Annotated in this window: 23 protein-coding genes; 14 read left to right on the top strand and 9 right to left on the bottom strand. The window is 58.9% G+C overall.

Translation table 11 applies throughout. From position 1 onward, the window contains the following. Positions 1-372: 372 nt before the first annotated feature. On the bottom strand, positions 373-1,311 hold the full coding sequence (locus tag AC0ZWN_RS20600; RefSeq protein WP_476336312.1) for a LysR substrate-binding domain-containing protein: 939 nt from the start codon (positions 1,309-1,311) through the stop codon (positions 373-375). 118 nt (positions 1,312-1,429) lie between these two features. Here AC0ZWN_RS20600 and AC0ZWN_RS20595 point away from each other — a divergent pair, with 118 nt between their 5' ends. From AC0ZWN_RS20595 to AC0ZWN_RS20570, 6 genes are all read left to right on the top strand, one after another. Beyond that, a complete protein-coding gene (locus tag AC0ZWN_RS20595; protein WP_095047473.1) occupies positions 1,430-1,894 on the top strand; it encodes a (2Fe-2S)-binding protein in 465 nt (154 codons plus the stop codon). Next, entirely contained in the window at positions 1,894-4,107 is a 2,214-nt protein-coding gene (locus tag AC0ZWN_RS20590) for a xanthine dehydrogenase family protein molybdopterin-binding subunit (protein ID WP_476336310.1), read from the top strand. The genes AC0ZWN_RS20595 and AC0ZWN_RS20590 overlap by 1 nt, the downstream gene beginning before the upstream one ends. A 6-nt stretch (positions 4,108-4,113) precedes the next feature. After that, positions 4,114-5,007: a LysR substrate-binding domain-containing protein gene (locus tag AC0ZWN_RS20585; protein ID WP_476336309.1), complete on the top strand. Its 894-nt coding sequence runs from the start codon at positions 4,114-4,116 to the stop codon at positions 5,005-5,007. A gap of 188 nt (positions 5,008-5,195) precedes the next feature. Continuing rightward, positions 5,196-6,692, top strand: coding sequence for a PAS domain S-box protein (locus AC0ZWN_RS20580; RefSeq protein WP_476336308.1), 1,497 nt, complete (start codon positions 5,196-5,198; stop codon positions 6,690-6,692). A 136-nt stretch (positions 6,693-6,828) separates the two neighbouring features. Next, positions 6,829-7,086 (top strand): DUF1652 domain-containing protein, encoded by a 258-nt coding sequence (locus AC0ZWN_RS20575; RefSeq protein ID WP_186624872.1) that lies wholly within the window; start codon positions 6,829-6,831, stop codon positions 7,084-7,086. A 1,260-nt stretch (positions 7,087-8,346) separates the two neighbouring features. Beyond that, positions 8,347-8,997 (top strand): trimeric intracellular cation channel family protein, encoded by a 651-nt coding sequence (locus AC0ZWN_RS20570; protein ID WP_228759220.1) that lies wholly within the window; start codon positions 8,347-8,349, stop codon positions 8,995-8,997. A 130-nt stretch (positions 8,998-9,127) separates the two neighbouring features. On the opposite strand, the gene AC0ZWN_RS20565 is transcribed toward AC0ZWN_RS20570, so the two are convergent. From AC0ZWN_RS20565 to AC0ZWN_RS20540, 6 genes are all read right to left on the bottom strand, one after another. Further along, positions 9,128-9,895, bottom strand: coding sequence for an SDR family oxidoreductase (locus tag AC0ZWN_RS20565; protein ID WP_034152479.1), 768 nt, complete (start codon positions 9,893-9,895; stop codon positions 9,128-9,130). A 22-nt stretch (positions 9,896-9,917) separates the two neighbouring features. Next, positions 9,918-10,985 carry a phosphotransferase family protein gene (locus tag AC0ZWN_RS20560; RefSeq protein ID WP_093437060.1) on the bottom strand — a complete coding sequence of 356 codons (1,068 nt, stop codon included), beginning with the start codon at positions 10,983-10,985 and terminating at the stop codon, positions 9,918-9,920. Between the two features lie 220 nt (positions 10,986-11,205). Further along, a complete protein-coding gene (locus AC0ZWN_RS20555; RefSeq protein ID WP_093437063.1) occupies positions 11,206-12,174 on the bottom strand; it encodes a 2-hydroxyacid dehydrogenase in 969 nt (322 codons plus the stop codon). A 171-nt stretch (positions 12,175-12,345) separates the two neighbouring features. Further along, positions 12,346-12,774: a hypothetical protein gene (locus AC0ZWN_RS20550; protein ID WP_476336306.1), complete on the bottom strand. Its 429-nt coding sequence runs from the start codon at positions 12,772-12,774 to the stop codon at positions 12,346-12,348. A gap of 15 nt (positions 12,775-12,789) precedes the next feature. Then, on the bottom strand, positions 12,790-13,269 hold the full coding sequence (locus AC0ZWN_RS20545; RefSeq protein ID WP_099758669.1) for a DUF4822 domain-containing protein: 480 nt from the start codon (positions 13,267-13,269) through the stop codon (positions 12,790-12,792). A gap of 467 nt (positions 13,270-13,736) precedes the next feature. After that, positions 13,737-14,120 carry a tautomerase family protein gene (locus tag AC0ZWN_RS20540; RefSeq protein ID WP_093437072.1) on the bottom strand — a complete coding sequence of 128 codons (384 nt, stop codon included), beginning with the start codon at positions 14,118-14,120 and terminating at the stop codon, positions 13,737-13,739. 242 nt (positions 14,121-14,362) lie between these two features. Here AC0ZWN_RS20540 and AC0ZWN_RS20535 point away from each other — a divergent pair, with 242 nt between their 5' ends. From AC0ZWN_RS20535 to AC0ZWN_RS20520, 4 genes are all read left to right on the top strand, one after another. Further along, positions 14,363-14,557 (top strand): hypothetical protein, encoded by a 195-nt coding sequence (locus tag AC0ZWN_RS20535; RefSeq protein ID WP_016982943.1) that lies wholly within the window; start codon positions 14,363-14,365, stop codon positions 14,555-14,557. Positions 14,558-14,606: 49 nt separating this feature from the next. After that, positions 14,607-14,777, top strand: coding sequence for a hypothetical protein (locus AC0ZWN_RS20530; RefSeq protein ID WP_476336303.1), 171 nt, complete (start codon positions 14,607-14,609; stop codon positions 14,775-14,777). A 253-nt stretch (positions 14,778-15,030) separates the two neighbouring features. After that, the gene (locus tag AC0ZWN_RS20525) at positions 15,031-16,311 is read left to right on the top strand and encodes an HAAAP family serine/threonine permease (protein ID WP_093437075.1); all 1,281 of its coding nucleotides are present in this window, start codon (positions 15,031-15,033) and stop codon (positions 16,309-16,311) included. 80 nt (positions 16,312-16,391) lie between these two features. After that, positions 16,392-18,044, top strand: coding sequence for a SulP family inorganic anion transporter (locus tag AC0ZWN_RS20520; protein WP_476336302.1), 1,653 nt, complete (start codon positions 16,392-16,394; stop codon positions 18,042-18,044). A 51-nt stretch (positions 18,045-18,095) separates the two neighbouring features. On the opposite strand, the gene acnB is transcribed toward AC0ZWN_RS20520, so the two are convergent. Further along, complete coding sequence (gene acnB / locus AC0ZWN_RS20515) at positions 18,096-20,705, bottom strand: bifunctional aconitate hydratase 2/2-methylisocitrate dehydratase (protein ID WP_026000438.1); 2,610 nt, start codon at positions 20,703-20,705, stop codon at positions 18,096-18,098. A 468-nt stretch (positions 20,706-21,173) separates the two neighbouring features. On the opposite strand from acnB, the gene AC0ZWN_RS20510 reads away from it, so the two are divergent. Beyond that, positions 21,174-21,644 (top strand): DUF1289 domain-containing protein, encoded by a 471-nt coding sequence (locus tag AC0ZWN_RS20510; RefSeq protein ID WP_064117650.1) that lies wholly within the window; start codon positions 21,174-21,176, stop codon positions 21,642-21,644. Positions 21,645-21,805: 161 nt separating this feature from the next. On the opposite strand, the gene AC0ZWN_RS20505 is transcribed toward AC0ZWN_RS20510, so the two are convergent. Next, on the bottom strand, positions 21,806-22,669 hold the full coding sequence (locus AC0ZWN_RS20505; protein ID WP_093437084.1) for a universal stress protein: 864 nt from the start codon (positions 22,667-22,669) through the stop codon (positions 21,806-21,808). Positions 22,670-22,828: 159 nt separating this feature from the next. Between AC0ZWN_RS20505 and AC0ZWN_RS20500 the strand changes: the two genes are divergently transcribed. From AC0ZWN_RS20500 to AC0ZWN_RS20490, 3 genes are all read left to right on the top strand, one after another. After that, positions 22,829-23,440 carry a MiaE family protein gene (locus AC0ZWN_RS20500; protein WP_093437087.1) on the top strand — a complete coding sequence of 204 codons (612 nt, stop codon included), beginning with the start codon at positions 22,829-22,831 and terminating at the stop codon, positions 23,438-23,440. Positions 23,441-23,572: 132 nt separating this feature from the next. Then, complete coding sequence (locus AC0ZWN_RS20495; RefSeq protein WP_093437091.1) at positions 23,573-24,280, top strand: winged helix-turn-helix domain-containing protein; 708 nt, start codon at positions 23,573-23,575, stop codon at positions 24,278-24,280. Then, a complete protein-coding gene (locus tag AC0ZWN_RS20490) occupies positions 24,281-25,567 on the top strand; it encodes an ATP-binding protein (protein ID WP_476336301.1) in 1,287 nt (428 codons plus the stop codon). Positions 25,568-25,710: the final 143 nt, after the last annotated feature.

Raw genomic sequence — 25,710 nt, 5'->3', positions numbered from 1 at the left:
CTTGATCATCTTCACGACTTGCAGCTTGAAGCTGTCGTCGAATGCCCTGCGTTTTTTAGTCATGAATAACTCCTCGATAGATGTATTTTCCACCTATCGGGGTGTCCGGGGAAATTAGACCACTGCAGACCGAGGTGTCTTTCGCGATGCATCGACCTGAAAGATCGAGTCGATTATGGATTCACGGCAGAAGGTGCACGTCGGTGGAATTCCTCAATATCCCCCAATCAGTCCTCTCAATTTCCAGGAGGGAGAGGGAGCCGACCGAGGTGTCTTGTGCGATACATCGACCTGAATGATCGAATCGATTATGGATTCACAGCAGGAGGTGCACGTCGGTGTCATTCGCCAATATTCCCCGATCGGTCCCCTCTACCTCTGGGCGGTCCGACGTTTCGGGAGGGCTAGGGTGAGGGCAGGGTTCTCAAGCGTACACAGGACTAACTGCCTAACCGCATCAACCACCGGCGCCACACGTTCGGCCTGCCCATGCGGCCACACCGCGTAAAGGTTGTAATGCGCCGCAATCTGCGCCTCGTTCAACGCCACCAATCGCCCACAGCGCAATGCATCAGCCGCCAGTAATCCACGCACCAACCCCGCACCAACGCCGGCCTCAGCCGCCGCAATCAGATTCGCCGCATTATCAAAAATCACCCGCGCTGACGGTTCGGTCGGTGTCATCCCGGCCGCATCCAGCCATGGAATCCACGACCGCCGCGTATACCCCAATAGCGGCAACTGCAGGATCTGCGCCGGGCTAAGCGGCACTTGCAAACCATAGCGTTCAAGCAACTCTGGCGAAGCCACCGCCAATACCCGATCGCCACAAATCTGCGTCATCTCGCAGTCGTCCCAATCGCCATAGCCATAACGCAACGCCAGATCCACTCGCTCAAACGTGCTGCGATCACTGCGCGGCATCGACAGCAGCGTCACTTCGTAATCCGGCAGTTCATCGAGCAACTGCGGCAGGCGCGGATTGAGCCAGCTCTGCGCCAGTTCACTGTCGACGTCGAGGGTCAGGCGTTGCGCCATGCTGCGGTTTTTCACCGAGGACAAGGCGCGATCAATCTGCGCCAGACCGTCCGACAGCACACTGGCAAACAACTGCCCGGCGTCGGTCAGATTGCTGCCGCCACCTTCACGCACGAACAGCGGCTGGCCGATGAAATCTTCCAGCGCGCGGATCTGCTGACTGATCGCACTGTGCGTGAGGTCGAGCTTGCGCGCGGCACTGGAGAAACTGCCGCTGCGCGCCGCGTGGATAAACGCGCTCATGGACTGCACCGACGGGTATCGCTTGTACATGTTGTTAGTCCTGCTTACAGCGGTTGGCAGAAATCGTCGCTGGCCGCGTTTTGCCCGGGGTTCCAATAATCGGTCACCAGGCCCGCACAAAGACGGGCCGCTCTTTTGGAGCCTGACAATGATTGCATTCACGGTTAACGGCGAACGACGCGAGCTGGATGAAGCGTCCTCCTCCATGCCCTTGTTATGGGTACTGCGTGATCAACTGAAACTCACCGGCACCAAGTTCGGTTGCGGCATGGGCCTGTGCGGTGCCTGCACCGTGCACCTGGACGGCGTCGCGGTACGTTCCTGCCAATTGCCGGCGGCGGCCGTCGCGGGCCACCGCATCACCACCATCGAAGGTTTGTCGCCGACGCAAAACCACCCGTTGCAACTGGCCTGGATCGCCGAAGATGTGCCGCAATGCGGTTACTGTCAATCCGGGCAGATCATGTCCGCCGCCGCGTTGCTCAACACCGGTGCGGCGGTGACCGACGATTCGATCCGCAACGCGATGTCCGGAAATATCTGCCGCTGCGGCACTTACGGGCGCATCAACAAAGCGATCAAACGCGCGGCGAATGCGCCGAAGGAGGCGTGATGAGCCTTATCGACGACAGCCGCATAGAATTGCCGCGGCGAGTGTTTCTCAAGCAAGCGGCGACGGTTGCTTCGGGCCTGGCGATTGCCCTTTATCTGCCGGGTGGCATGGCGGCTACTGACCCAAAAGCGCCAGCACCGGCGAGTGAATTCGAGCCGAATGCCTGGGTGCGCATCTTTCCCGACGGCACGGTGAAACTGGTGGTGCACAAGCACGATTCCGGCACCGGCACGCAAACAGCGCTGGCCGCGTGCGTGGCGGAAGAACTGGACGTCAACCCGATGACCGTGCAGGTCATCACCCCGGAAGATCCGTTTTTCGAGACCTACATTCATCCGGTCTGGAAGGTCTTTTCCACTGGCGGCAGCACCAGTGTTTCCCTGGAATACGAGCGCTTGCGCATGGCCGGAGCCATGGCGCGGGCACTACTGATCACGGCAGCCGCCAAGCAGTGGAAAGTCAGCCCTGACAGTTGCAGCACTGAAGACGGGCGGGTTGTTCACATTGCGAGCAAACGCAACCTCGGTTATGGCGAACTGGTCGGCGTCGCGGCGAATCTGCCGGCTCCGACTAACGTCATGCTGAAGGATCCGGCGCAGTTCAAATACATCGGCAAGCTGCGCCACAAGCGTGATGCAGCGGCGAAGGTTTGCGGACGCTTTGAGTACAGCATCGACGTGCAATTGCCGGACATGCTGGTGGCGGTGATTCAGCGTGCGCCGGTAGTTGGATCGAAAGTGCTCAGCGTCGACTCGGCGGCGGCTTTAAAAGTGCCGGGCGTACGCAAAGTGCTGGCGATTCCGGGGCGACCGGATGTGCTCGGCGGCAATCTTGAAGGTGTCGCCGTGCTGGCGGATACGTTCTGGGCTGCGCAGCAGGGACGCAATGTGCTGGAGATCAAATGGAGCGATTCGCCCTTGGCCGGGTTCGACAGCGAGCAACTGATCAGCGCTCAGGCCCGAGCCATCGGCGATCCTGAAGCTCAAACCGTCAAAGCCATGACCCAGGGTGATGTCGCCGGGCAATGGTCGAGTGCGGCGAAGTTGATCGAAGCCGATTACACCATGCCCTACAAGGTGCAAAACCCGCTGGAACCGATCTGCATCACCGCACACGTCAAGGACAAAGCGATCACTTACTGGGGCGGTGTGCAGGTGCCGTCCTCGGCACTGGAAGCGGCGCAAACCGTGTGCGGCATCGACAAGGCCAACGTGACCATTCATGAATTGGTCTCCGGCGGCAGCTTCGGCGCGCGGGAGGCTAAATACTGGTTGTTCGAAGTCGCGTATCTGGCGCAGAAAACCGGCGTGCCGGTGAAGCTGCTCAACAGTCGCGAGGACGAAATGCACGCGCTGTTCAATCACCCCGCGACCTTGCATCGAGTCAAAGGCGCGCTCGACGCCCAGGGCAAACTCACCGCGCTGCAACTGCACGCGGTGTCGCCGGCCTCGCCGGAGCAGTGGGAGCCGGGTTACTTCGAACGGCCGGATCATATGGATTACAGCACCACCGAGGCGATCACCGCGTGGGACTTCGCCTATCGACCACCGCACCTGGAACTGAACTGGGTCAAGCATGAAAGCCACGTGCCCAGCGGTTGGTATCGCTCGGTGAGCTTCATCCCCAACGTGTTCGCCGTGGAAGGCTTCATGGATGAACTGGCCCACGCCGCAGGCGAAGATCCATTGGCGTTCCGGCTGGCCAATATGCAGGAGCGGCCACGGCATGTGGCCGTGCTCAAGCAGGCTGCCGAGCGCGCCGGTTGGGGCAAACCGTTGCCGCCGGGTACGGCGCTGGGGATCGCGACCAATCAGGGTTACACCAGTTTTATTGCGGTGGTCGCGCGACTGGCAACGGTTGATGGCAAGGCCCAGGTCGAGAAGCTCACCTGTGTGGTCGATTGCGGTCTGGCGGTTTCGCCGGGCGGTGTCGAGGAACAGATCTACGGCGGTCTGATGTGGGGACTTGGCCATGCGTTGTTCGATCGGCTCGACATCAAACAGGGCCGGGTGGTGCAGAGCAATTTCCACGATTACCGGGTGATGCGCATGTCCGACATGCCGGCCACCGACATCGTCGTGTTGAATGGCGAGCCGAGTAAGCCCGGTGGCGTCGGCGAGTTGGGCAGCCCTTCGGTAGTGCCGGCCATCGCCAATGCCTTGTTCGCGCTGACCGGCGTACGCCAGCGTTCGACGCCACTGAGTCTGGGGTAAGCCGTCATGGATCTGCGTCTGCTGCGGTACTTCATGGCGTTGGCCGATGAGCTGCACTTCGGTCGCGCCGCCGAGCGCCTGCATATCTGCCAGCCGCCGCTGAGCCAGCAGATTCGTTTGCTGGAAGAGGAACTCGGTACGCCGCTGTTCGAGCGCAGCCATCATCGGGTCGAACTCACGGCGGCGGGGCAGATGCTTAAGGAGCAGGCGCCGCTGGTGTTCGAACAGCTTGAGCGGGCGTTGGACCTGACGCGGCAGACCGGGCGCGGACAACTCGGTGAGCTGGAAATCGGCATGATCAGTTCGGTGATGGTCGGCGTGCTGCCCAAGGCCTTGCACCTGTTTCGCCAGCGTTATCCGCAGGTCAACTGGCGTTTGCATGAAATGACCCCGGCGGCGCAGGTCAAGGCGTTGAAGGAGAAACGCATCGACGCTTGTGTGTTTCGCGTCGGCTATGACGATCCGCAGTTGCGCAATGAACTGCTGATCTACGAGCCGATCAACGTGGTGATGCCGGCGGATCATCCGCTGGCTGGCCGCGAGGTGCTGGCGCCGGTGGATCTGGCGCAGGAGCCGTTTGTGGCGCTGGAATTGAAGCAGTCGCGGTTCGCCCATTTTCTGTTTCAGTGCTGCATTCAGGCCGGGTTCACGCCGCAGATTCGTCAACAAGTGATCGAGGTGCAGACCTTGCTGAGTCTGGTGCGCGCCGGGTTTGGCGTGGCGCTGTTACCAGCGTCCATTGAGCAACTGGCCCCGGCGGGGTTGGTGTTCCGGCGCTTGACCCCGGCGTTGCCGGAGGTGCCGCTGTATGCCACTTATCGGGCGGACGATGCTTCGCCGGTGCTCAAGCTGTTTCTCGATACGCTGCGCGAGTTGGTCGAAACCTCAAGCCAACACTGAATCCTGTGGGAGCGAGCTTGCTCGCGAAGGCACAGTGACAGTCGAAAAATGTTTTGAATGAAGTACCGCATTCGCGAGCAAGCTCGCTCCCACAGGGGATTTGCGTTGTTGCAAGAATTTAACGCTGGCACGATCGCAAGCGCATGCGGTCGTACTCTTCACATGGCCGTATCACTTGTGGAGATCCAATGAGCCAGGAAGTCCTGACCACCGAAACCAACCGCCGCCAGTTGCAGCAGATCATCGCCGGGCTCTCCGACGGGGTGATCCTGTTGGAGCTGGATCAGAGCATTCTCTGGGCCAACGAAGCTGCGCTGGCCATGCACGGTGTCAAACGGATCACCGATCTGGGCCACAATGCCGACGAATACGCCAAGAAATTCAACCTGCGCTATCGCAATAATCACTCGATCACCGCCGAAAACTACCCGATCAGCCGGGTAGCGCGCTGTGAGAGTTTCAATGACGTGCTGATCGAAGTGTCGCCGACCGACGACCCGGAACGCATCTGGGTGCACAGCGTACGCAGCATGATTCTCACGGACCGCGAAGGGCAGCCCGAGTCGCTGGTGCTGATCATGAGCGATGTCACCGATTGGGCCAACGCCGAGCAGCGCTTCGAAAGGACGTTTAATGCCAACCCGGCACCGGCGGTGATCTGCCGGCTCAGTGATCTGCGTTACATCAAGGTCAATCCGGGGTTTCTGGAAATGACCGGGTACACCCGTGAGCAGGTGATTGGCACGTCCTCTTATGAAATCGACATTTTCGAGCAGGCCGAACACCGGGACCTGGCTATTCAGCGCCTGCGCGACGTCGCGACCATCCCGCAGATGCAAGCCGAGCTGCGCCTGCCCGATGGCAGCAGCAAGCAGGTGATCGTGGCCGGCCAGCCGCTGACGCTCAACGATGAGGATTGCATGCTGTTCTCCTTTGTCGACATGGAGCTGCGACATAAGGCGGAAGTGGCGTTGCGGCAGAGTGAGGAGCGTTTTGCCAAAGCGTTTCGCCTGACGCCGGTGCCGATCCTGATTTGCAGTGCCGACGAACAGCAGGTGATCGACGTCAATCAGGCGTTCCTCGAAACCCTGGCCTATGACAGCGACGACGTGCTCGGCAAAACCGTCCCGCAGCTGGACTTTATCGATGACAGCGGCGCGCGCACGCGGTTGCTGGCGGCGCTGGCGAAAAACGGGCGGGTGGATCGGGTGGATGTGCGGGTGCGCAAGAAGGATTCGGATCTTCTCGAGTGCGCGCTGTCCGCTGACACTGTGAATATTCAGGACACACCGTGCTATTTGTTGGTGCTGATGGACATTACCGAGCGCAAGCGTACCGAGCTTGAGTTGGTGGCGGCGATTGAGGAGGTGATGAAAGACGCTTCCTGGTTTAGCCGTACGTTGATAGAGAAACTGGCCAATGTGAAAAAGGTCAACTCGCCGCAACTGCCTAGCGTTTCGTTCACCGATCTGACGGCACGTGAGCGCGATGTGCTGGGGTTGATCTGTGAAGGGCTGGCGGACAAGGAGATCGCCGCGCGGCTGAAACTGGCGCCGAACACGGTGCGTAATCATGTCGCCACGGTGTATTCCAAGCTCGATGTGCACAGTCGCAGTGAGGCGATTGTCTGGGCGCGCGAGCGTGGATTGTTTTCCGGGGAGTGGGGCGCCAAGGGCCAGCGCTGAGGTGCAAATGCACTAGTTCATCAGGTGCATATTGAGGTGTTGGCGGTCGACGGCTGTTCTTAGTCTGGCGGGGTGCGATACGAGTTTTTTCTGGCTCGGGATCGCGGCCCTTCGCAGTCGTTATAGGAACAGTCTGATGATGAATCTTGCGCAGTTGCGCACGCAGCTTGAACACAGTTTTTCGCCGCTGGCGTGTGAGTGTCTGGTGGACGGCGATCATTCGCTGACGGTGAAGCTTTATCACCCGGTGTCGGGGCAGGTGGATCTGGTGATCAGTGGGTTGAAGCTTGATGCGCTGCGGACGCCGGAGTCGGTTGAGGCTTTGATTGAAGAATTGCGGTATGAGTTGGAGAGCAACACTTTGCGTTCTTTTCGGGATCCTGATTTGGCTTAGGGCTTTTAGGCTTGGCGGCCTTTGGGCCGACCATGCTCTTGGGGGTTGGGTGTTTATCCGTTTCTTTGGGTGCTGCGGCTGGCGGTTTCGCTCTTACAGCGACTCACTTTTCCAGACGCCGAAAAGTAAGCAAAAGGCTGGGCCCCGGCGTTCGGCCCGCTCGCTGGGGCTCGGGGTTCCTTCGCTCCGGGATCGATCCGGGCGCAGCGCCTACGGTTTGCTTCGCTGCACCTCCTCTCGCTGTGTTTGGCTTCGCCAAACGGTCGCTGCGCTCCCACCCCCGGATCAATCCCTCCACTCAGCCTGCCGAAGGGGCCAGCACGGCAAGATCAAGAGCTGCAGCCGAGCTAACGCTCATCCTGTTGAGTGGTGAGAAGCACAAGCGATGCGCGATTTGGCTGTTTTGCTTTGGCTGTTCTGTGGGAGCGAGCTTGCTCGCGAAGGCGGCCTGACAGCCGACCAATCTCTGCCAGATGTACTCTGTTCAATTGTAGGAGTGAGCCTGCTCACGAAGGCGGCCTGACAGCCGACCAATTTATGCCATGTGTACTCTTTTCAACTGTGGGGGCGAGCCTGCTCGCGAAGGCGGCCTGACAGCCGACCAATCTCTGCCAGATGTACGCTGTTCAATTGTAGGAGTGAGCCTGCTCGCGAAGGCGGCCTGACAGCCGACCAATCTCTGCCAGATGTACTCTTTTCAACTGTGGGGGCGAGCCTGCTCGCGAAGGCGGCCTGCCAGCCGACTAATCTCTGCCAGATGTACTCTTTTCAACTGTGGGAGCGAGCTTGCTCGCGAAGGCGGCCTGACAGCCGACCAATCTCTGCCAGATGTGCTCTGTTCAATTGTAGGAGTGAGCTTGCTCGCGATGAGGCTCTATCAGGCAAAGCACATTTCAATTTGCCAATCCTCTCGAATCCGAACGCAAAATCGACAGCCACTTCCTTCCGATCCGGCCGATTCACTGGCGCTTGCGGGGGGCTCGGCTATAAAGAATGAGTGGTCAGGTCTTCCGTGGTCGGTTCGGTCGCGGGAGTTGCTCTTCCATTTGTCGCGGGTCGTCCTATGAACAATCTTGGGAAACGCGTGTTGCCGTTGGCTTTCTTTGCAGTGTTGTTGGCGGGTTGCGCCAGTCCTCCCCCCCCTCCACCGGCAGCGCCGCCGCCACCGCCGGAGCGCACGTGTCAGGTGCTCGAAAACACTGAGGTCGCCGGTGACGTGTACGCCGACGGGCAGGTTACTCGACACATCACGACCACCCGTTGCGTCACGCAATAGCGCCGGCGGGGCGGCAGTCCCGGGTTGAGCGGATTGTGCTGGTGGCCGACCTGGCCGGCACTGCGGTGTTTGCCGTGGAAGGCGCTATTGCGGCGATGCGCAGTCAGCTCGACTTGCTCGGTGTGATGGTGATTGCGTTTATCGTCGCCCTCGGTGGCGGGGTGACTCGTGATTTGTTGATCGGTGCGACGCCACCCAATGCTGTGGCCGATTGGCGCTACCCGGCACTGGCGTTTTTCATGGGCGGGCTGGCGTTTGCCTTTCATGAACAGGTGCTGGGCTGGTCCGGTTCAACCTTGATCGTGCTGGATGCAGCAGGCTTGGCGCTGTTTGCCGTGGCCGGTGCGCAGAAAGCGTTGAATTTCGGGATTACGCCGTTTGTGGCGATGCTGATGGGCACCATCACCGGCGTCGGTGGCGGGGTGATACGCGACATTGTGCTGGCGCGGATACCGGTGGTGTTGCAGGCGGATTTGTATGCGAGTTCGGCGTTTGTCGGTGCGGCGGTGTTGATCATCGGTCGCAGGCTGGGCGTTTCACCGGTAGCGGCGGCGTTGCTGGCGGGGGCGGCGTGTTTGCTGTTGCGTTTGCTGTCGGTGCATTTCGGCTGGCAGTTACCGAAAGTCATTGCCTGATACACAAAACCCTGTAGGAGCTGCCGAAGGCTGCGATCTTTTGATTTTGATTTTTTTACAAATAAGATCAAAAGATCGCAGCCTTCGGCAGCTCCTACAGGGACAAGATCAGTTCAAGTCTCGAGTGGAATCAGGACAGAAATCCACCGTCCACATTCAGCGCAACCCCGGTGGTGTAGCTCGACGCATCGCTCGCCAGGTACAGCACCGCGCCGGCCATTTCGCTCGGATCAGCCACACGCTTGAGCGGAATCTGCGTCAGCGCTTGCTTGAGAATCGCATCATTCTTCACCAGCGCCGAGGCAAATTTGGTGTCGGTCAAACCCGGCAGCAGCGCGTTGCAGCGGATGCCGAACTGCGCGCACTCCTTGGCGAAGACCTTGGTCATGTTGATCACCGCCGCTTTGGTCACCGAGTAGATGCCCTGGAAGATCCCCGGCGAAATGCCGTTGATCGACGCGACGTTGATGATGCTGCCGCCACCGTTTTCGCGCATCAGCTTGCCGGCTTCGACCGACATGAAGAAGTAGCCACGGATGTTCACGTCAACGGTTTTCTGGAACGCACTCAGATCGGTGTCCAGCACATTGCAGAATTGCGGGTTGGTCGCGGCGTTGTTGACCAGAATATCGAGGCGGCCGAACTGTTCCTTGATCCCGGCGAACACTTGGCTGATCTGTTCCATTTCACCGATGTGGCAGGCCACGGCCGTGGCTTTGCCGCCGGCGGCGATGATCGCGTCGGCGACATGCTGGCAGCCGTCGAGCTTGCGGCTCGACACGATCACATGGGCGCCTTGCTGGGCCAGCAGTTTGGCGATGGCTTCACCGATGCCACGGCTGGCGCCGGAAACGAAAGCAATTTTACCGTCGAGGTCGAACAACTGAGTCTTGGACATAAGGGTTCCTGGGTGTGGGCCGTCAGAGGCTCGATTTCGCAATGACCTGCAAGCTCATCTGCTCCAGCAGTTTGTTCATGTGAATGAACTGCGCGAAGCGTTTGTCCTGGGTCTGGCCGTGGTAGAAGCGGTAGTAGATCTGCTGCACGATGCCGGCCAGACGGAACAGGCCGTAGGTGTAGTAAAAGTCGAAATTGTCGATCTGGATACCCGAACGTTCGGCGTAGTAATCGACGAACTCGCGGCGGGTGAGCATGCCCGGCGCGTGGCTTGGCTGGCGGCGCATCAGTTGCACCGGCGCCGGATCGTCCGCCTGAATCCAATAGGCGAGGGTGTTGCCCAGATCCATTAACGGGTCGCCGAGGGTGGTCAGTTCCCAGTCGAGTACGCCAATGATCTGCATCGGGTTGTGCGGGTCGAGGATGACGTTGTCGAAGCGGTAGTCGTTGTGGACGATACTTGAGGTCGGGTGGTCGGCCGGCATCTTGTCGTTGAGCCAGGCTTTTACTGCTTCCCAATGCGGCGCATCCGGGGTCAGGGCTTTTTCGTAGCGCTCGCTCCAGCCTTTGATCTGACGGGCGACATAGCCTTCCGGTTTGCCCAGATCGCCCAGGCCGCAGGCGTTGTAGTCGACGCGGTGCAGTTCGACGAAGCGGTCGATAAAGCTTTTGCACAGGGCTTCGGTCTTTGCCGAATCAAGGCCCAGCTCCGGCGGCAGCTCCGAGCGCAGGATGATCCCTTTGACCCGCTCCATGACGTAGAACTCGGCGCCGATCACCGATTCGTCGGTGCAGTGCACGTAGGCCTTCGGGCAATACGGAAAACCGTCGCGCAATTGATTGAGGATGCGGAATTCACGGCCCATGTCGTGGGCGGATTTGGCCTTGTGGCCGAACGGCGGACGGCGCAGGACGAATTCCTGTTCCGGGTATTCCAGCAGGTAGGTCAGGTTCGACGCACCGCCAGGAAACTGGCTGATCGCAGGTGTGCCGCTCAGGCCGGGAATGTGCGCCTTGAGGTACGGATCGATCAGGCTGGCATCAAGTTCTTCGCCAGAGCGGATACGGGTGGACTGGTCAGTAAGCGCCATGCTTATCCCTTCTGCTTATTTTGGAGGCCAGACATCATTGGCTAATCTAATGGCGCGCTCGGGGCGCCACAAGCGCGAGTCGGTCTTATAGGCTAGCGTGTTGCCCGATAATCACCTTTGGGAATGTGCGCGAAAAGTCGCGTTGAACCAGGGTTTTGCGGATATGCCGTGACCGAAAAGGAGGGCTGGGACGAGCGCTCGACACGTCGTCCGGTGTGCTTCAGTGCACGCGCTGATTGTTGAGTTTCGGAGGTAAGGCAATGGGCGTCAGTACCGGTTCGCCCGAAAAAAACGCCACGAGATTTTTGCCCACCAACTCCACCGTGCCTTGAGTGGCTTCCGGTGACAGACCGGCGACGTGTGGCGTCAGTAGCACGTTGCTCAGGGTTTTCAGCGCATCCGGCACTTGCGGCTCGTGGTCGAACACATCCAGTGCGGCGCCGGCAATTTTGCGTTGCTCGAGCGCCGTGATCAGATCCGCCGTGGCGATCACACTGGCGCGGGCGATGTTGACGACAAAGCCTTTCGGCCCCAGCGCATCGAGCACCGGGCGAGTCACCAGATGCTGTGTACCGATGCCGCCAGGCGTGGCGATGATCAGGAAATCCGAGGCCCGTGCCAGTTCGGTCGGCGTCGAGCAGAACGTGTAAGGCACATCGCTGCGCACCTGGCGGCTGTGATAGCTGATCTCCATGTCGAAGCCAAAGTGGGCGCGTTTGGCTATCGCCATACCCACGGCGCCCAGCCCGAGAATCCCCAGGCGTTTGCCGGCCAGCGACGGGCGCATGATCTTCGGCCATTCACCGCGGCGTACCGCAGCGTCACAACGAGGGATATCCCGGACCAGCGCCAGCAGCATCGCCATCGCATGGTCGGCCACCGACGAGGCATTGACCCCGGCGCCGTTGGTGACGGTAATGCCACGGTTACTGGCGGCTTGCAGGTCGACCTGCTCGTAACCGGCGCCGATCACCGTGATGATTTTCAGTGCGGGCAGGGCGGTGATTTCATCGGCGGTCAGGCCCAGCGGCCCGCGAGTCAGCACCGCGTCGATGCGGCTGCCGTGAGTGGCGATGGCTTGCGCACGCTCGGCCGGCGTGGGGGCGAGGATCAGGTGAAAACCCTGATGTTCGAGGATCGGCAAATAGTCATTGATGGTTTCAACCAGTACCAGAACGGTTGCGGGCATTGCGCGGCTCCTGTGAACGTCGGCGGGTCGGTCGCGAAAGTCGTTTCAGAGTGCTGAATCCGCAGCGGCTTGGCAATCGTTGTCATTCACGCAGTGGTGCTTTGATTCTGGACGGCTTCGGGCAAGAAGCAAGGGTAGGCAGCACACCGGTGATCCGGTGTGCTGTCGGCATCATTGGGCTGCTTGGGCTTTGGTTTGTTCTGCGAGGGCAATCGGCTTGAAATCATAGGTTGGATAAAACTCGGTTCGGTAACTGCCCCATGCGGTGTTTTCCAGGGCGAGGTTCACTTCTGCCAGCCGTGAGGCGGAGAAGCGTACGGTCACCACTTGGCCAATGCCCATCATGATGTTCCAGCTCACCACTTCGACCCCGGCGGGGGGGAAGGTCTTGTAGAAGCCTTGTTGTGTGAGCTGGGCCTTGAGTTCGCTCAGCGGGCGGGTCTGATCATGTTTCAGAAACACGGTCAGCATCATTGCATTGTCGGCGGTGGCAACAGTATGTGTGGCGGTTTGGGTGGCAGCTTGCGCACTGACTCCGGCGCAATACACCGAGGAGGCCAGCAACGTCGACATCAGCAGGGTTTTGACTGTCTTTTGCATGTTGAACTCCTGGTTTTATTGTTTGATGGCGGACTTGGTTTCTACGGTGCCGGTATACGGCGCGTGAACGACATGAATACGTACAAGTGGATTGTTATCGATCATGTCGCGGGGGACTTCCCGAGAGTAAGTGAATTCACTGTTGTTCAGTGTTTCCAGGCGCCTGACAATTGTTTTGGTCGGACCGATATCGGGTACCAGAATGTGCTGTTTCTGGTTGCCGGTGACAAAGAAATAACCGCCTCCGCCTTTGTTGTACTTTGACTCGCCTGTGTCGGTGTAAAAGAACTCGTATCGATTACTCTCGGGATCCCAGGTCGATATACCTACGACGCCGGGATACTTCGCCTTGACGTCTGTTTCAGGAGCGCCATCGATGTAGACCTTGGTAGTCAGCCATCGCGGCGAAGAAGCCAGCTCGCGGACATCAGCGCTGGCAAGCGGGGTGAAAAGCAGTCCGGTCAACAGCAGGCCGGTGATCGTGCGCTTTTGCATGCTTTTTCCTCTTTATCAAACTTCGAAGGTCGTTTGCGATTGGTCTTTCGTCATTCAGGGTGTGAAAAATATAGGCCTAAAAAAGTGGATTGTTCAATGGCTGCGTAGTTGCTTGTAACAAATGACTGTTATTCGGATTTCGGTAATATTTCGTCGTGGTTTTATTAGATGTTTTTGGTTGTAGGAGTATTCTGAAGTATCGATAGGCGAAGGGCTTTTTATTGGTGTTTTCTGTAATTCATAGCGCAGATAACATTAGAGAAGTACACGCAGTTGTAGGACGGAGGATAAGGTTACAAATTCGTGAATGACGCAACCGCAGCCGGCGAAGTTGCGTCAATTTCAAGGAGCGTTTCTTTTAAAACCTGACATCCGCACTGTCGATTACTCGTGCGAAGGCAGCGCCGAGGGTTGCCTTGTGATGTTTGATGATCGCTTCGGCCGGTAGCTGGCTGTCAATTGCGGGGTCAGGTGACGTACTGGGCAATGCCATTGCCGAATGACCAGTTCTCTTTTTTCACCTCGACCAGATTGATGAACACGTCTTCCAGGCGCACCGCCAACTGCGCGTGCAGACCCTCGGCGATGGTTTTGAACAGCAACTGTTTTTTCTCCACTGTGCGCCCTTCGCTGATGGTGATCTGAATGAATACCACGCCGTCGCTGCGCTGGATCCCCAGATATTGCGGATCGTAGACCAGGTGCTGGCCATCGTGCTCGGTCAGGATCTGAAAGTTGTCGTGCTCGGGCACATCTATACAACTGCGCAGGGCGGCGTAGATCTGCTCGCCGATGCGTTTGGCGAAGTTGGGGTCGGGGTTTTGTCTGATGTCGACGCGAACCAATGGCATGGGAAGGCTCCGTAGGGCAGGGGGACTCATTTCACGCTAGATCATGTGGGCCAAATTGAAAGGCACGGGTACTTGATCGCGAGGTGTTTTCTGAAAGGTCTTTGTATGAGGCTGCCTACCTGACTCGCGGATTTTGCCTACGAAAACGCCGGATTCATCCGCTATCTGGCGCGAGATGATTTAGGAAATCATGAGGGCACAAAGCAGTCCCGCCAGTCACTGCCAATAGCCAAGGAAGGCGCATGCTTCAGGACGATCGCGAAAACCTGGAGCTCCAAAGGCTCCTGAATGAAACACGGAAACTCGTGGCGGAAAGACAAAAGCTTCTGGCTGAAGCAAAAAAGCTAAAGAGAGAGACGAGTTTTTATCCACTCGCGGTATTGGCTGGAGTGGTGACCGCAATCACTGCAGTAGTAGGCGTTTTTTTCAAGGTTTGAGTGTTCACGCTTCACAACAATCAGACCCATGACCCAAAAGGAAATCAAGATGAACACATTTGACCGCAAGGCTATGATTGAACTATCGGATCGTGAGTACGATGAGTCGGTCGAAAGAATGCGTATCAAGGACAAGGACGATATGTATCCAATCTGGGGGATGCTGGCGTTCGGCATTTTTTGTATGTCGCTCGGATTCATCCTGGCACGATCAATCTGATCGATTCCTCGCGACTGCATCAAACGTTGGAGCTTGCCAGAAAACGACACGACGCCTACCTGAAGCCGACAGTTATTTTCTCAAAAACGACACACCTCTAAACTGCTCCGCATAACCATTCCTCAGCTAAGTCTTTGCTTCTGCTCATTTATCGCGGAGAATCGCGCCCCTGTTTCGGCCGGAGCATGTCTGTCGGTTTTTTCCGACGCGTCTGACCGAGTGGCAAGTGACCGGAATGCGGAGATCCGACCGGATGAATGATCAGGCCAATAGCGTCGAAGAGCGCTTTGATGCAGCAGCACCTGCTGAACTTTCGAGCTGGAATCGCCAGGACACCACCTGGATGTTGGGACTGTTTGGGACGGCCATCGGCGCCGGTACCCTGTTTTTGCCGATCAACGCAGGACTGGGTGGCTTCTGGCCGCTGGTGGTCCTTGCGCTGCTGGCCTTCCCGATGACGTTCTACGCGCACCGTGGCCTGACCCGTTTTGTGCTTTCCGGTCGTGAAGGCGCCGACATCACTGAAGTGGTCGAGCAGCATTTCGGCATCAAGGCCGGCGCGCTGATCACCTTGCTGTACTTCTTCGCGATCTTCCCGATTCTGCTGATCTACAGCGTCGGTCTGACCAACACGGTCGCCAGTTTCCTTGAGCATCAATTGCACATCACGCCGCCACCGCGCGCGCTGCTGTCGTTCGTGCTGATCCTCGGTCTGTTGGCCGTGGTGCGTTGCGGTGAGCAGGCGATCGTCAAGGCGATGAGCCTGATGGTGTATCCGTTTATCGTCGCGCTGCTGTTCCTCGCCGTTTACCTGATTCCACACTGGAACGGCGGCATTCTCGCCACGGCTTCGCACGTGCCGGCACCGTCTGCGTTGCTGCACACGCTGTGGCTGGCGATTCCGGTGATGGTGTTCTCCTTCAACCACTCGCCGATCATCTCGGCGTTTGCGGTCGATCAGAAGCGTCGTTATGGCGTCCACGCTGAAGAGCGCAGCTCGCAGATCCTGTCCCGCGCACACCTGTTGATGGTGGCGATGGTGCTGTTCTTCGTCTTCAGTTGCGTGTTGACCCTTTCGCCGGAGCAACTGGCCGAGGCCAAGGCGCAGAATCTGTCGATCCTGTCGTACCTGGCCAACCACTTCAGCAATCCGACCATCGCTTTCGCAGCGCCGTTGATTGCGTTTGTGGCGATCTCCAAGTCGTTCCTCGGTCACTACATCGGTGCCAGCGAAGGTCTCAAAGGCCTGATTATCAAGAGCGGCAAGCGCCCGGGCGCCAAGGCGCTGGATCGCATCGTGGCGGCCTTCATGCTGGTGGTGTGCTGGATCGTGGCAACCCTGAACCCGAGCATTCTGGGCATGATCGAAACCATCGGTGGCCCGGTGATCGCGGCGATTCTGTTCCTGATGCCGATGTACGCAATCCGTAAAGTGCCAGCGATGGCCCGCTATCGCGGCCAGGCGTCGAACGTGTTTGTAACGGCTGTCGGCCTGGTAGCGATTTCGGCGTTGATTTATTCGCTGACCGCGTAAGCTACAACTCCAGATACTCAGCTACAGTGGCCGCTGCATACGACGTATGCAGCGGCTTTTTTTCGTCTGGAGACAGTGGATTGTCGAGCGCCCCGCAACCTGTAGAACAACCCAATCGCTGGCGGGATGTACTCGCCGGTCTATCGATAGCCGGTCTCTTGCTGCCCGAAGCGGTGGCGTATTCGACCATTGCCGCGCTGGCGCCACAGGCCGGGGTGATCGCCCTCTTTGCCGGGTTGCTGTGTTATGGGGTGTTCGGTACCAGTCGTTTTGCGATTGTGTCGGCAACGTCCTCGTCGGCCGCAGTGCTGGCGGCCGCGACGGCGACGCTGGCCAATGGTGACCCGCAATTGCGCTCGACCCTGGCAGTCGGCCTGGTGTTGGTCACGGGCGGGTTGTTTCTATTGGCTGGGCTCTTTCGTCTGGGCAGTGTCACCTCTTTCATCGCCAAACCGGTTTTGCGCGGATTCGCCTTCGGCCTGGCGCTGACCATCATTCTCAAACAAGTCGCCAGCGTGGTCGGCGTGCATCTGACCGACGCCAATCTGGTGCGCTTCGCCCCGCAATTGCTTGAACAGCTGCTGCAATGGAACTGGCCGGCCGCGGCTGTTGCGGCCCTCGCACTGGTATTGCTCGGAGTATTTTCACGATTCCCGCGGGTGCCCGGTGGCTTGCTGGTAGTAGTGATCGGCATCGCCGCCGGGCAATGGTTGAATCTGTCGGCGTACGGCGTGCAGATGATCGGCATTATCGACCTGAGCCTGGAAGTTCCCAACCTGCCGGTGCTGCCATTCGCCGACTGGCTACGGCTGGGGGAGGTGGGTTTTGCGCTGGTGATGATTCTGTATGCGGAGTCTTACGGGTCGATCAGTGCGTATGCGCTCAAGCATGGCGACCGCGTCACCTCAAACCGTGATCTGTTGGCGCTAGGCGCATCGAATCTGCTCTCCGGGTTGTTTCATGGTATGCCGGCCGGGGCAGGGTACTCGGCGACCTCGGCGAATGAAGCAGCAGGTGCGACGTCACGCTGGGCCGGCGGTGTGGCGGCGTTGGTGGTGTTAATCATCGTGCTGACGGTGTTGCCGTGGATTGCCCTGACCCCGGAGCCGATCCTCGCCGCGATTGTCATGCATGCGCTGGGTCGCGGTTTGAGTCTGCAGCCACTGGGCCGCTACTTCATTTGGCGCCGGGATCGTGTGCTGGTGATCTGCGCGGTTTCGGCCGTGTTGGTATTGGGCGTGCTGGACGGTCTGCTGGTTTCGGTGGCGATCAGTGTGCTGCTGATGCTCAAGCAGATGTCGGCCGCGGACATTCAAGTGCTCGGGCGGATTGATGGCGGGCACGATTTTGTCGATGTGCAGCGTCATCCCGTTGCGCAAACGGAGCCTGGCGTACTGATCATTCGGCCCAGTGAGGCGTTGTTCTTTGCCAACGTTGAACGGATTCTGGGCGCGGCGTTACGGCTGATCCGCCATGCAGAAACGCCGGTGCATACGGTGATTCTGAGTCTCGAGGAGACGCCGGACCTGGATGGCACCAGCATTGAGGCGATGCAGGAGTTCTTTGTGCGGGTGCATCAGGAAGGCAAGCGTTTGATTCTGGCGCGGCTCAAGCATGAGGCGCTGGCGGTGCTGGAGGCGTTGCCCGAAGTGCAAGCCAACGCTGTGATCCTCAGCGGTTTGAGCGTCGATGGCGCCGTGCAGAAAGCCCTCACACTAGACTCCAAGGCATAAAAAAACGCCGCTCATCTCACGATGGGCGGCGTTTTTCAGTGCGTTGTAACGTTAGGCTTGAACGACCGGAATATTGGCGTTCGCAGCAGCTTCACGGAACTCGGCGATCTGGTCGAAGGACAGGTAGCGGTAGATATCGGCCGCCATGCTGTCGATCTTGCCAGCGTATTCCATGTACTCCTCGACGGTCGGCAGGCGACCCAGGATCGAAGCCACGGACGCCAGCTCGGCCGAAGCCAGGTAGACGTTCGCGCCGTCGCCCAGACGGTTCGGGAAGTTACGGGTCGAAGTCGAGACCACGGTGCTGTTCGGCTCAACGCGTGCCTGGTTACCCATGCACAGCGAGCAGCCTGGCATTTCCATGCGTGCGCCAGCCTTGCCGTAGATGCCGTAGTAGCCTTCTTCGGTCAGTTGGTGAGCGTCCATTTTGGTCGGCGGCGACAGCCACAGACGGGTTGGCAGCTGACCCTTGACCTGATCCAGCAGTTTACCGGCAGCGCGGAAGTGACCGATGTTGGTCATGCACGAACCGATGAACACTTCGTCGATCTTCTCGCCAGCAACGCTGGACAGCAGACGGGCGTCGTCCGGATCGTTCGGCGCGCACAGTACCGGCTCGCTGATGTCGGCCAGATCGATTTCGATGACTTCGGCGTATTCGGCGTCGGCATCGGCTTCCATCAGTTCCGGGTTGGCAACCCAGGCTTCCATCGCTTGGGCGCGACGTTCCAGGGTACGCGCATCGCCGTAGCCTTCGCCGATCATCCAGCGCAGCAGGGTGATGTTGGAGTTCAGGTACTCGGTGATCGACTCTTTCGACAGCTTGATGGTGCAACCGGCAGCCGAACGTTCGGCCGAGGCGTCGGACAGTTCGAACGCCTGCTCCAGGGTCAGACCTTCCAGACCTTCGATTTCCAGGATGCGGCCGGAGAAGGCGTTTTTCTTGCCTTTCTTCTCGACGGTCAGCAGACCGTTCTGGATAGCGAAGTAAGGAATGGCATGAACCAGGTCACGCAGGGTGATGCCAGGTTTCATTTTGCCTTTGAAGCGCACCAGGATCGATTCCGGCATGTCCAGCGGCATAACGCCGGTGGCCGCAGCAAACGCAACCAGACCGGAACCGGCCGGGAACGAGATGCCCATCGGGAAACGGGTGTGCGAGTCACCACCGGTACCGACGGTGTCTGGCAGCAGCATGCGGTTCAGCCACGAGTGGATGATGCCGTCGCCCGGACGCAGGGAAACGCCGCCGCGGGTCATGATGAAGTCAGGCAGGGTGTGGTGGGTGGTCACGTCGATCGGCTTTGGATACGCCGCGGTGTGGCAGAAGGACTGCATCACCAGATCAGCGGAGAAGCCCAGGCACGCCAGGTCTTTCAGTTCGTCACGGGTCATTGGACCGGTGGTGTCCTGAGAACCCACGGTGGTCATCTTCGGTTCGCAGTAGGTGCCAGGACGGATGCCTTTGCCTTCTGCCAGACCGCAAGCCTTGCCGACCATTTTCTGCGCCAGGGTGTAACCCTTGGTGCTTTCGATCGGTGCATCAGGTTTCTTGAACAGATCGAACGGTGGCAGACCCAGTTCGGCGCGAGCCTTCTCGGTCAGGCCACGGCCGATGATCAGCGGGATACGGCCGCCGGCACGGACTTCGTCCAACAGCACCGGAGTCTTCATTTCGAAGGTGGTCAGGACTTCGTCGGTGCCGTGTTTGCAGACTTTGCCAGCATGCGGGTACAGGTCGATCACGTCGCCCATGTTCATGTTGGAAACGTCGAACTCGATTGGCAGTGCGCCGGCATCTTCCATGGTGTTGTAGAAGATCGGAGCGATTTTGCTGCCGAAGCAGAAACCGCCAGCACGCTTGTTCGGCACGTAAGGAACGTCGTCGCCGAAGAACCACAGCACCGAGTTGGTGGCCGATTTACGCGACGAACCGGTACCGACCACGTCACCGACGTAGGCGATCGGGAAGCCTTGACCGCGCATTTCTTCGATCTGCTTCATCGGGCCAATGGCGCCCTGCTGATCAGGAACGATGCCGTCGCGGGCCATTTTCAGCATGGCCAGGGCGTGCAGCGGGATGTCTGGACGCGACCAGGCATCAGGAGCAGGGGAGAGGTCGTCGGTGTTGGTTTCGCCGGTTACCTTGAACACGCGCAGGCTGATCTTGTCGGCCAGGGTCGGACGGTTTTTGAACCACTCGCCGTCAGCCCAGGATTGCAGCACGGCTTTAGCGTGAGCGTTACCGTTCTTGGCTTTTTCCGCGACGTCGTGGAACGCATCGAACATCAGCAGGGTGTGCTTGAGCTGCGCGGCAGCGACTGGCGCCAGCTCGGCGTCGTCCAGCAGGTCAACCAGAGTGACGATGTTGTAGCCGCCCTGCATGGTGCCGAGCAGTTCTACAGCGCGTTTTTTGTCCAGCAGAGGGGAGGAAACTTCGCCCTTGGCCAGTGCAGACAGGAAGCCGGCTTTGACATAGGCCGCTTCGTCCACGCCTGGTGGAATGCGATTGGTGATCAGGTCAACGAGAAATTCTTCTTCGCCAGCCGGAGGGTTTTTCAGCAGCTCGACCAGGCCTGCTGTTTGTTCGGCGTTAAGCGGCTGGGGAACGATACCCAGGGCTGCACGCTCTTCGATATGTTTGCGGTAGGCTTCAAGCACAGTTATTACCCTCATCAGTGGTCCCAAATGGGTGTCCGGGACGCTCATCCCGAAATTGCCGTACTCATGCTCCTCACGACGTTGTGGGTCGTTCGGCCAGAATTACCGGCAATTCCTTACAGAAGCTGCTTTCAAAGTTTTACGCCTGCAGAACGGGGAGCTGATGAGGGTTGGCGCTGGATTTTTCCCCGCTGGAAAAATCCCTCGCCAACACCGCTCTGAAGGAACGACTGTGCTCGTGACGCTTTGAAAACAGCTTCTAACGGACATTGGCGCCTTAAAAGGCTGGCTGATTCTACGGCAAAAAAAATTTAAAGGTAAGTCGGGCTCTATTGGACTTTCGTGGCAATGCGCGTGGCCAGGGCAAACGCCGCGCGTGGCTGTGACCCTGAAGTTTGAGGGGTGATCAATGCCCGACAAAGGGCTAACATGCCGACCTGTTCCGCGTTTCAGTGTTTTACCTACCTTATGCCCAATCAGACCATCAAGACCCCCTGCGTCGGCCTCTGCTCCACTGTTTACGGTGATCTGGTGTGCCGTGGCTGCAAGCGTTTCCACCACGAAGTGATCCACTGGAATGGCTACAACGAGGAAGAAAAACGTGCGGTGTGGTTGCGTCTGGAGCAATTGCTGTCACAAGTGATGGCGGCGAAGGTCGAGATTTTCGATTCGGCGCGCCTGCGCGAGCAACTGGAACAGCGCAAGATCCGCTTCGTGCCGCATCAGTCGGAATATTGCTGGGCGTATCAGCTGATTGCCCGTGGGGCGCGGGTGATCATTAATCTGGAAGCCTACGGGATGGTGTTGCTGCCGGAGTTTCGCGACTGGAACCTGCCGGAATTGCGTGATGCCATTGATCGGGAATTCTTCCTGCTGTCGGAAGCGCACTACCAGCGCTATATCGCCCCGGGCTTTCTGAAAGACGCCTTCGGCGCCTAGAAGCTTCGCGAGCAGGCTCGCTCCCACATTTTGCAATCATTCCAATTGTAGGAGTGAGCCTGCTTGCGATAGCGGTCTGTCAGTCAACACTGTTGTCGTATGACACACCGCCATCGCGAGCAGGCTCACTCCTACAGGGATCGCATTTCAATTTGAGCTGTTTAGTGCTTCACCGCCAACTCCACCAGGTGATCCTCAACCTCCTGCGGCTTGAGCACCAGCACATCACTCTCCAGTTCATCCAAAACCACTTCAGCCGTATTGCCAATCAGCGCCCCTGACAACCCGGTCCGCGCCACCGTGCCAATCACGGTCACCGCCGCTTGCAGCTTGTGCGCCATGAACGGAATCAACACGTCCGCCGGGCCTTCCTCGATGTGCAGATGCTCATCATCGACATCGAATTCCGCCTGAAACGCTCGACATTGCTCGCGGTAACGCGCCTCGATGGTTTCGCTCAGTTGCAGCGTCGGGTCTGCAGCCGACAGCATCGGTGATGGATGAGCAGCGATCACATGCAGATGCGCCTTGGCCAGGCTGGCGATGTCGTAGCCATGATCAATGATCGTCGTGTGCAAATGCCGATGTTCACCATCGGCATTGCCCACGTCCACGGCTGCCAGAATCACCTTGTCCTTCCACGAACCGGCGGTTTTCACCAGCAGCACCGGGGTAGGGCAGTGGCGCAGGAGCTTCCAGTCCGCCGGGGTCAGCAGGGCCTTTTTCAGTGAGCTGTCGGGGAAATGCTGCTTGATCACCAAACCGCAGCCCTCGGCCTGCTGCACCTCGATGATGGTTTCATGCAGGCTCTCGTTCCACGCCTGTTCGGTGGTCACGCTGTAGCCGTCGGCGATCAGCGCGGCTTTGAGTACGCCAAGCATGCCTGCGTGGTCGTGCTTCTTGTCGCACACCAGCAGGTGCAGATGGGCCTGGGTCACGCCGGCGATCAATTTGGCGCGCTTGAGCGCCAGGCTTTCCGAATGTTCGGGTTCGATGACCACCAGAATGCTGCGAATGGCTTGCATGAGCGGAGTCTCCAGCAAAGAAAAGGCACGGCGTTGCACAACTATAGTTGCTGTCCGATCGTGCGCGACTTGATGCATATCAACGCCAGCCGCTGGTGGTCTGCGGACAGGCCGGTATAATCGGCGCCCTTCGCTCGAACACCTTTTACCGTGAGCCCCATGATCCTTCCCGAAATCCACGAATTCCTTGGCTGCCGCACCCCCGACGCCTGGGTTCAGGCCGCCCTGGCCGATCAGGAAACCCTGCTGATCGACCACAAGAACTGTGAGTTCAAGGCTGCCAGCACCGCCCTGAGCCTGATTGCCAAGTACCATTCCCACGTCGACCTGATCAATATGATGTCGCGTCTGGCCCGGGAAGAACTGGTGCACCACGAGCAGGTCATGCGCATCATGAAACGGCGCAAGATCGAACTGCGCCAGCTCCACGCCGGTCGTTACGCCTCGGGCTTGCGCAAGGTGGTGCGCAGCCACGAGCCGGTGAAACTGGTGGATACGCTGGTGGTCGGCGCGTTTATCGAAGCACGCAGTTGCGAGCGTTTCGAAGCACTGGTGCCGCATCTGGACGAAGAACTCGGCAAGTTCTACTTTGGCCTGCTGAAAAGTGAGGCGCGGCATTTTCAGGGTTATCTGAAACTGGCCTATCAGTACGGCGATGCGAAGGATATTGCTCAGGTCATCGACAAGGTCCGCGCCGCCGAGCAGGAACTGATCGAGTCGCCGGACGAAGAATTCCGCTTCCACAGCGGTGTGCCTGCACAAGATTGTTAAAAACTCTTAAGAGTATGAAACATCACTGAAGACCGGCCCCAGCGGCCGGTTTTTGCTGCCTGAAGCAAACGCCTTCATCGCGATTGCCGCCATAATGCCGACCACTTCACACATGGGCGGCAGACGGTCGTTATGGATAACCTGGGTTTTGGCAAACTCCTGCTGGTGGAAGACGATGAGCGCCTCGCCGCGCTGATCGCCCACTTTCTCGAACAACACGGCTACGAGGTGCGCACGGTGCATCGCGGTGATCTGGCCGTGGCTGCCTTTCTCGAATTCAAACCGAAAGTCGTGGTGCTTGACCTGATGTTGCCGGGGCAGAGCGGTCTGCACGTGTGCCGGGAGATTCGCAGCGTGTCGGACACACCGATCGTGATTCTGACGGCCAAGGAAGATGACCTCGACCATATCCTCGGTCTGGAGTCCGGCGCCGATGACTACGTGATCAAACCGATCAAGCCACCGGTATTGCTGGCCCGGCTGCGAGCGCTGCAGCGGCGGCAGGTGCCGGACAGCAATGTGGTGAGTTTTATGGAGTTCGGTCAGTTGAGCGTCGACCGCAGTTGCCGTGAAGTGCGGCTGGCGGGCGAGGTCATCGAAATGACCACCATGGAATTCGAGCTGCTGTGGTTGCTGGCCAGCGCGGCCGGCAAAGTGCTGTCGCGGGATGACATTCTCAATCGCATGCGCGGGATTGCCTTCGACGGGCTCAATCGCAGCGTCGATGTGTACATCAGCAAATTGCGCAACAAGCTCAAAGACAATCCCCGCGAGCCGATGTGTATCAAGACTGTGTGGGGCAAGGGTTATCTGTTCAATCCGTTCGCGTGGGAGCTGTAGATGCTGCGGTTATTTCTCGGGCTGTTTCTGGTCATGACGTTGGGTTTGGTGCTGGCCTTGCAGACGGTCGAGCGCACTTTTGATGCCTTGCTCGATTATCAGATGCAGGACTACAACCGTGAGGCCGTGCGCGGCCAAGCCTGGACGTTGGGCCAGCAGTTGCGCGACCTCGACGGCCCGGCCCGGGAACAACAGCTGGAAACGATCCGCCCGCATTACGGTTTGGGGCTGACGCTGGTCGACGCCTCTGAACTGGCCCTGAGCAACGAGGAAAAAGCCGAGCTGGCCAAAGGGCTGCTGGTGATCCGCGACAAGTACAACCAGTACATTTCTGCGATTGACGAGGGGCCGCAGTTGCTCAGCATCCGCTTGCCGGCCGAGCCGAGCCTGATGCCGTTCTACATCGCCAGTGCCTACCTGATGATTGCCGTGTTGATCGGCATCGTGCTGTTTTTCTGGGTGCGCCCGCACTGGCGCGATCTGGAGAAACTGCGCCTGGCCGCCGAGCGTTTCGGCGATAACGACCTGTCGGTGCGCATTCAATTGTCGAAACGCTCGAACATTCGCGATCTGGCCGAACACTTCAACTTGATGGCGGCGCGCATCGAAGGGCTGATCGCCAATCAGCGTGAGCTGACCAATGCCGTGTCTCACGAACTGCGCACGCCGATTGCGCGGCTGTCGTTTGAACTCGACCAGCTTAAGCAACAGCCGGACGCCAGCCAGAACCGCGAGCTGATTGCCGACATGTACGCCGACCTTGGTGAACTGGAGGAGATGGTGTCCGAGCTGCTGACCTACGCCAGCCTTGAGCGCGGCGCGACGGTGATCAAGCGCGAAAACATCCAGGCTGCCAATTGGCTTGATAGCGTGGTTGGCAGCGTGGCGCTGGAGGCCGAAGCGGCGGGGGTGCAGTTGCTGATCGCGGATTGCCGGATCGACACAGTGCGCATCGAACCGCGATTCATGGCGCGGGCGGTGATCAATCTGCTGCGCAACGCGATTCGTTATGCCGAACAGCGGGTGGAAGTGACGCTGGAACGCACGGGCGATTATTACCAGGTGCGGGTCAATGACGATGGGCCGGGAGTGCCGGTGCATGGGCGGGAGAAGATCTTCGAGCCGTTTTCGCGGCTGGATGCCAGTCGGGATCGGCGTACCGGTGGGTTTGGCTTGGGCCTGGCGCTGGTGCGACGGGTCTCGCAATCCCATGGCGGGCAGGTTGAGGTGGGCGATTCGCCTTGGGGTGGGGCGTCGTTCCGGATGACCTGGGCGCATCTGGATTGAATGCGCTGCCCTTTGCCGGCCCCTTCGCGAGCAAGCTCGCTCCCACATTGGATTTGTGAACGCTAGAGATCATTGTGGGAGCGAGCTTGCTCGCGAAGGGGTCAGTCCAATCGGCATTTTTGCTACTGCCCCACCGCTATCGC

This window comes from Pseudomonas sp. 3B-A001-10F (genome assembly GCF_056313565.1).
Note: the sequence above shows the minus strand (reverse complement) of the source record. Positions and strands in the feature narration are given on the sequence as shown.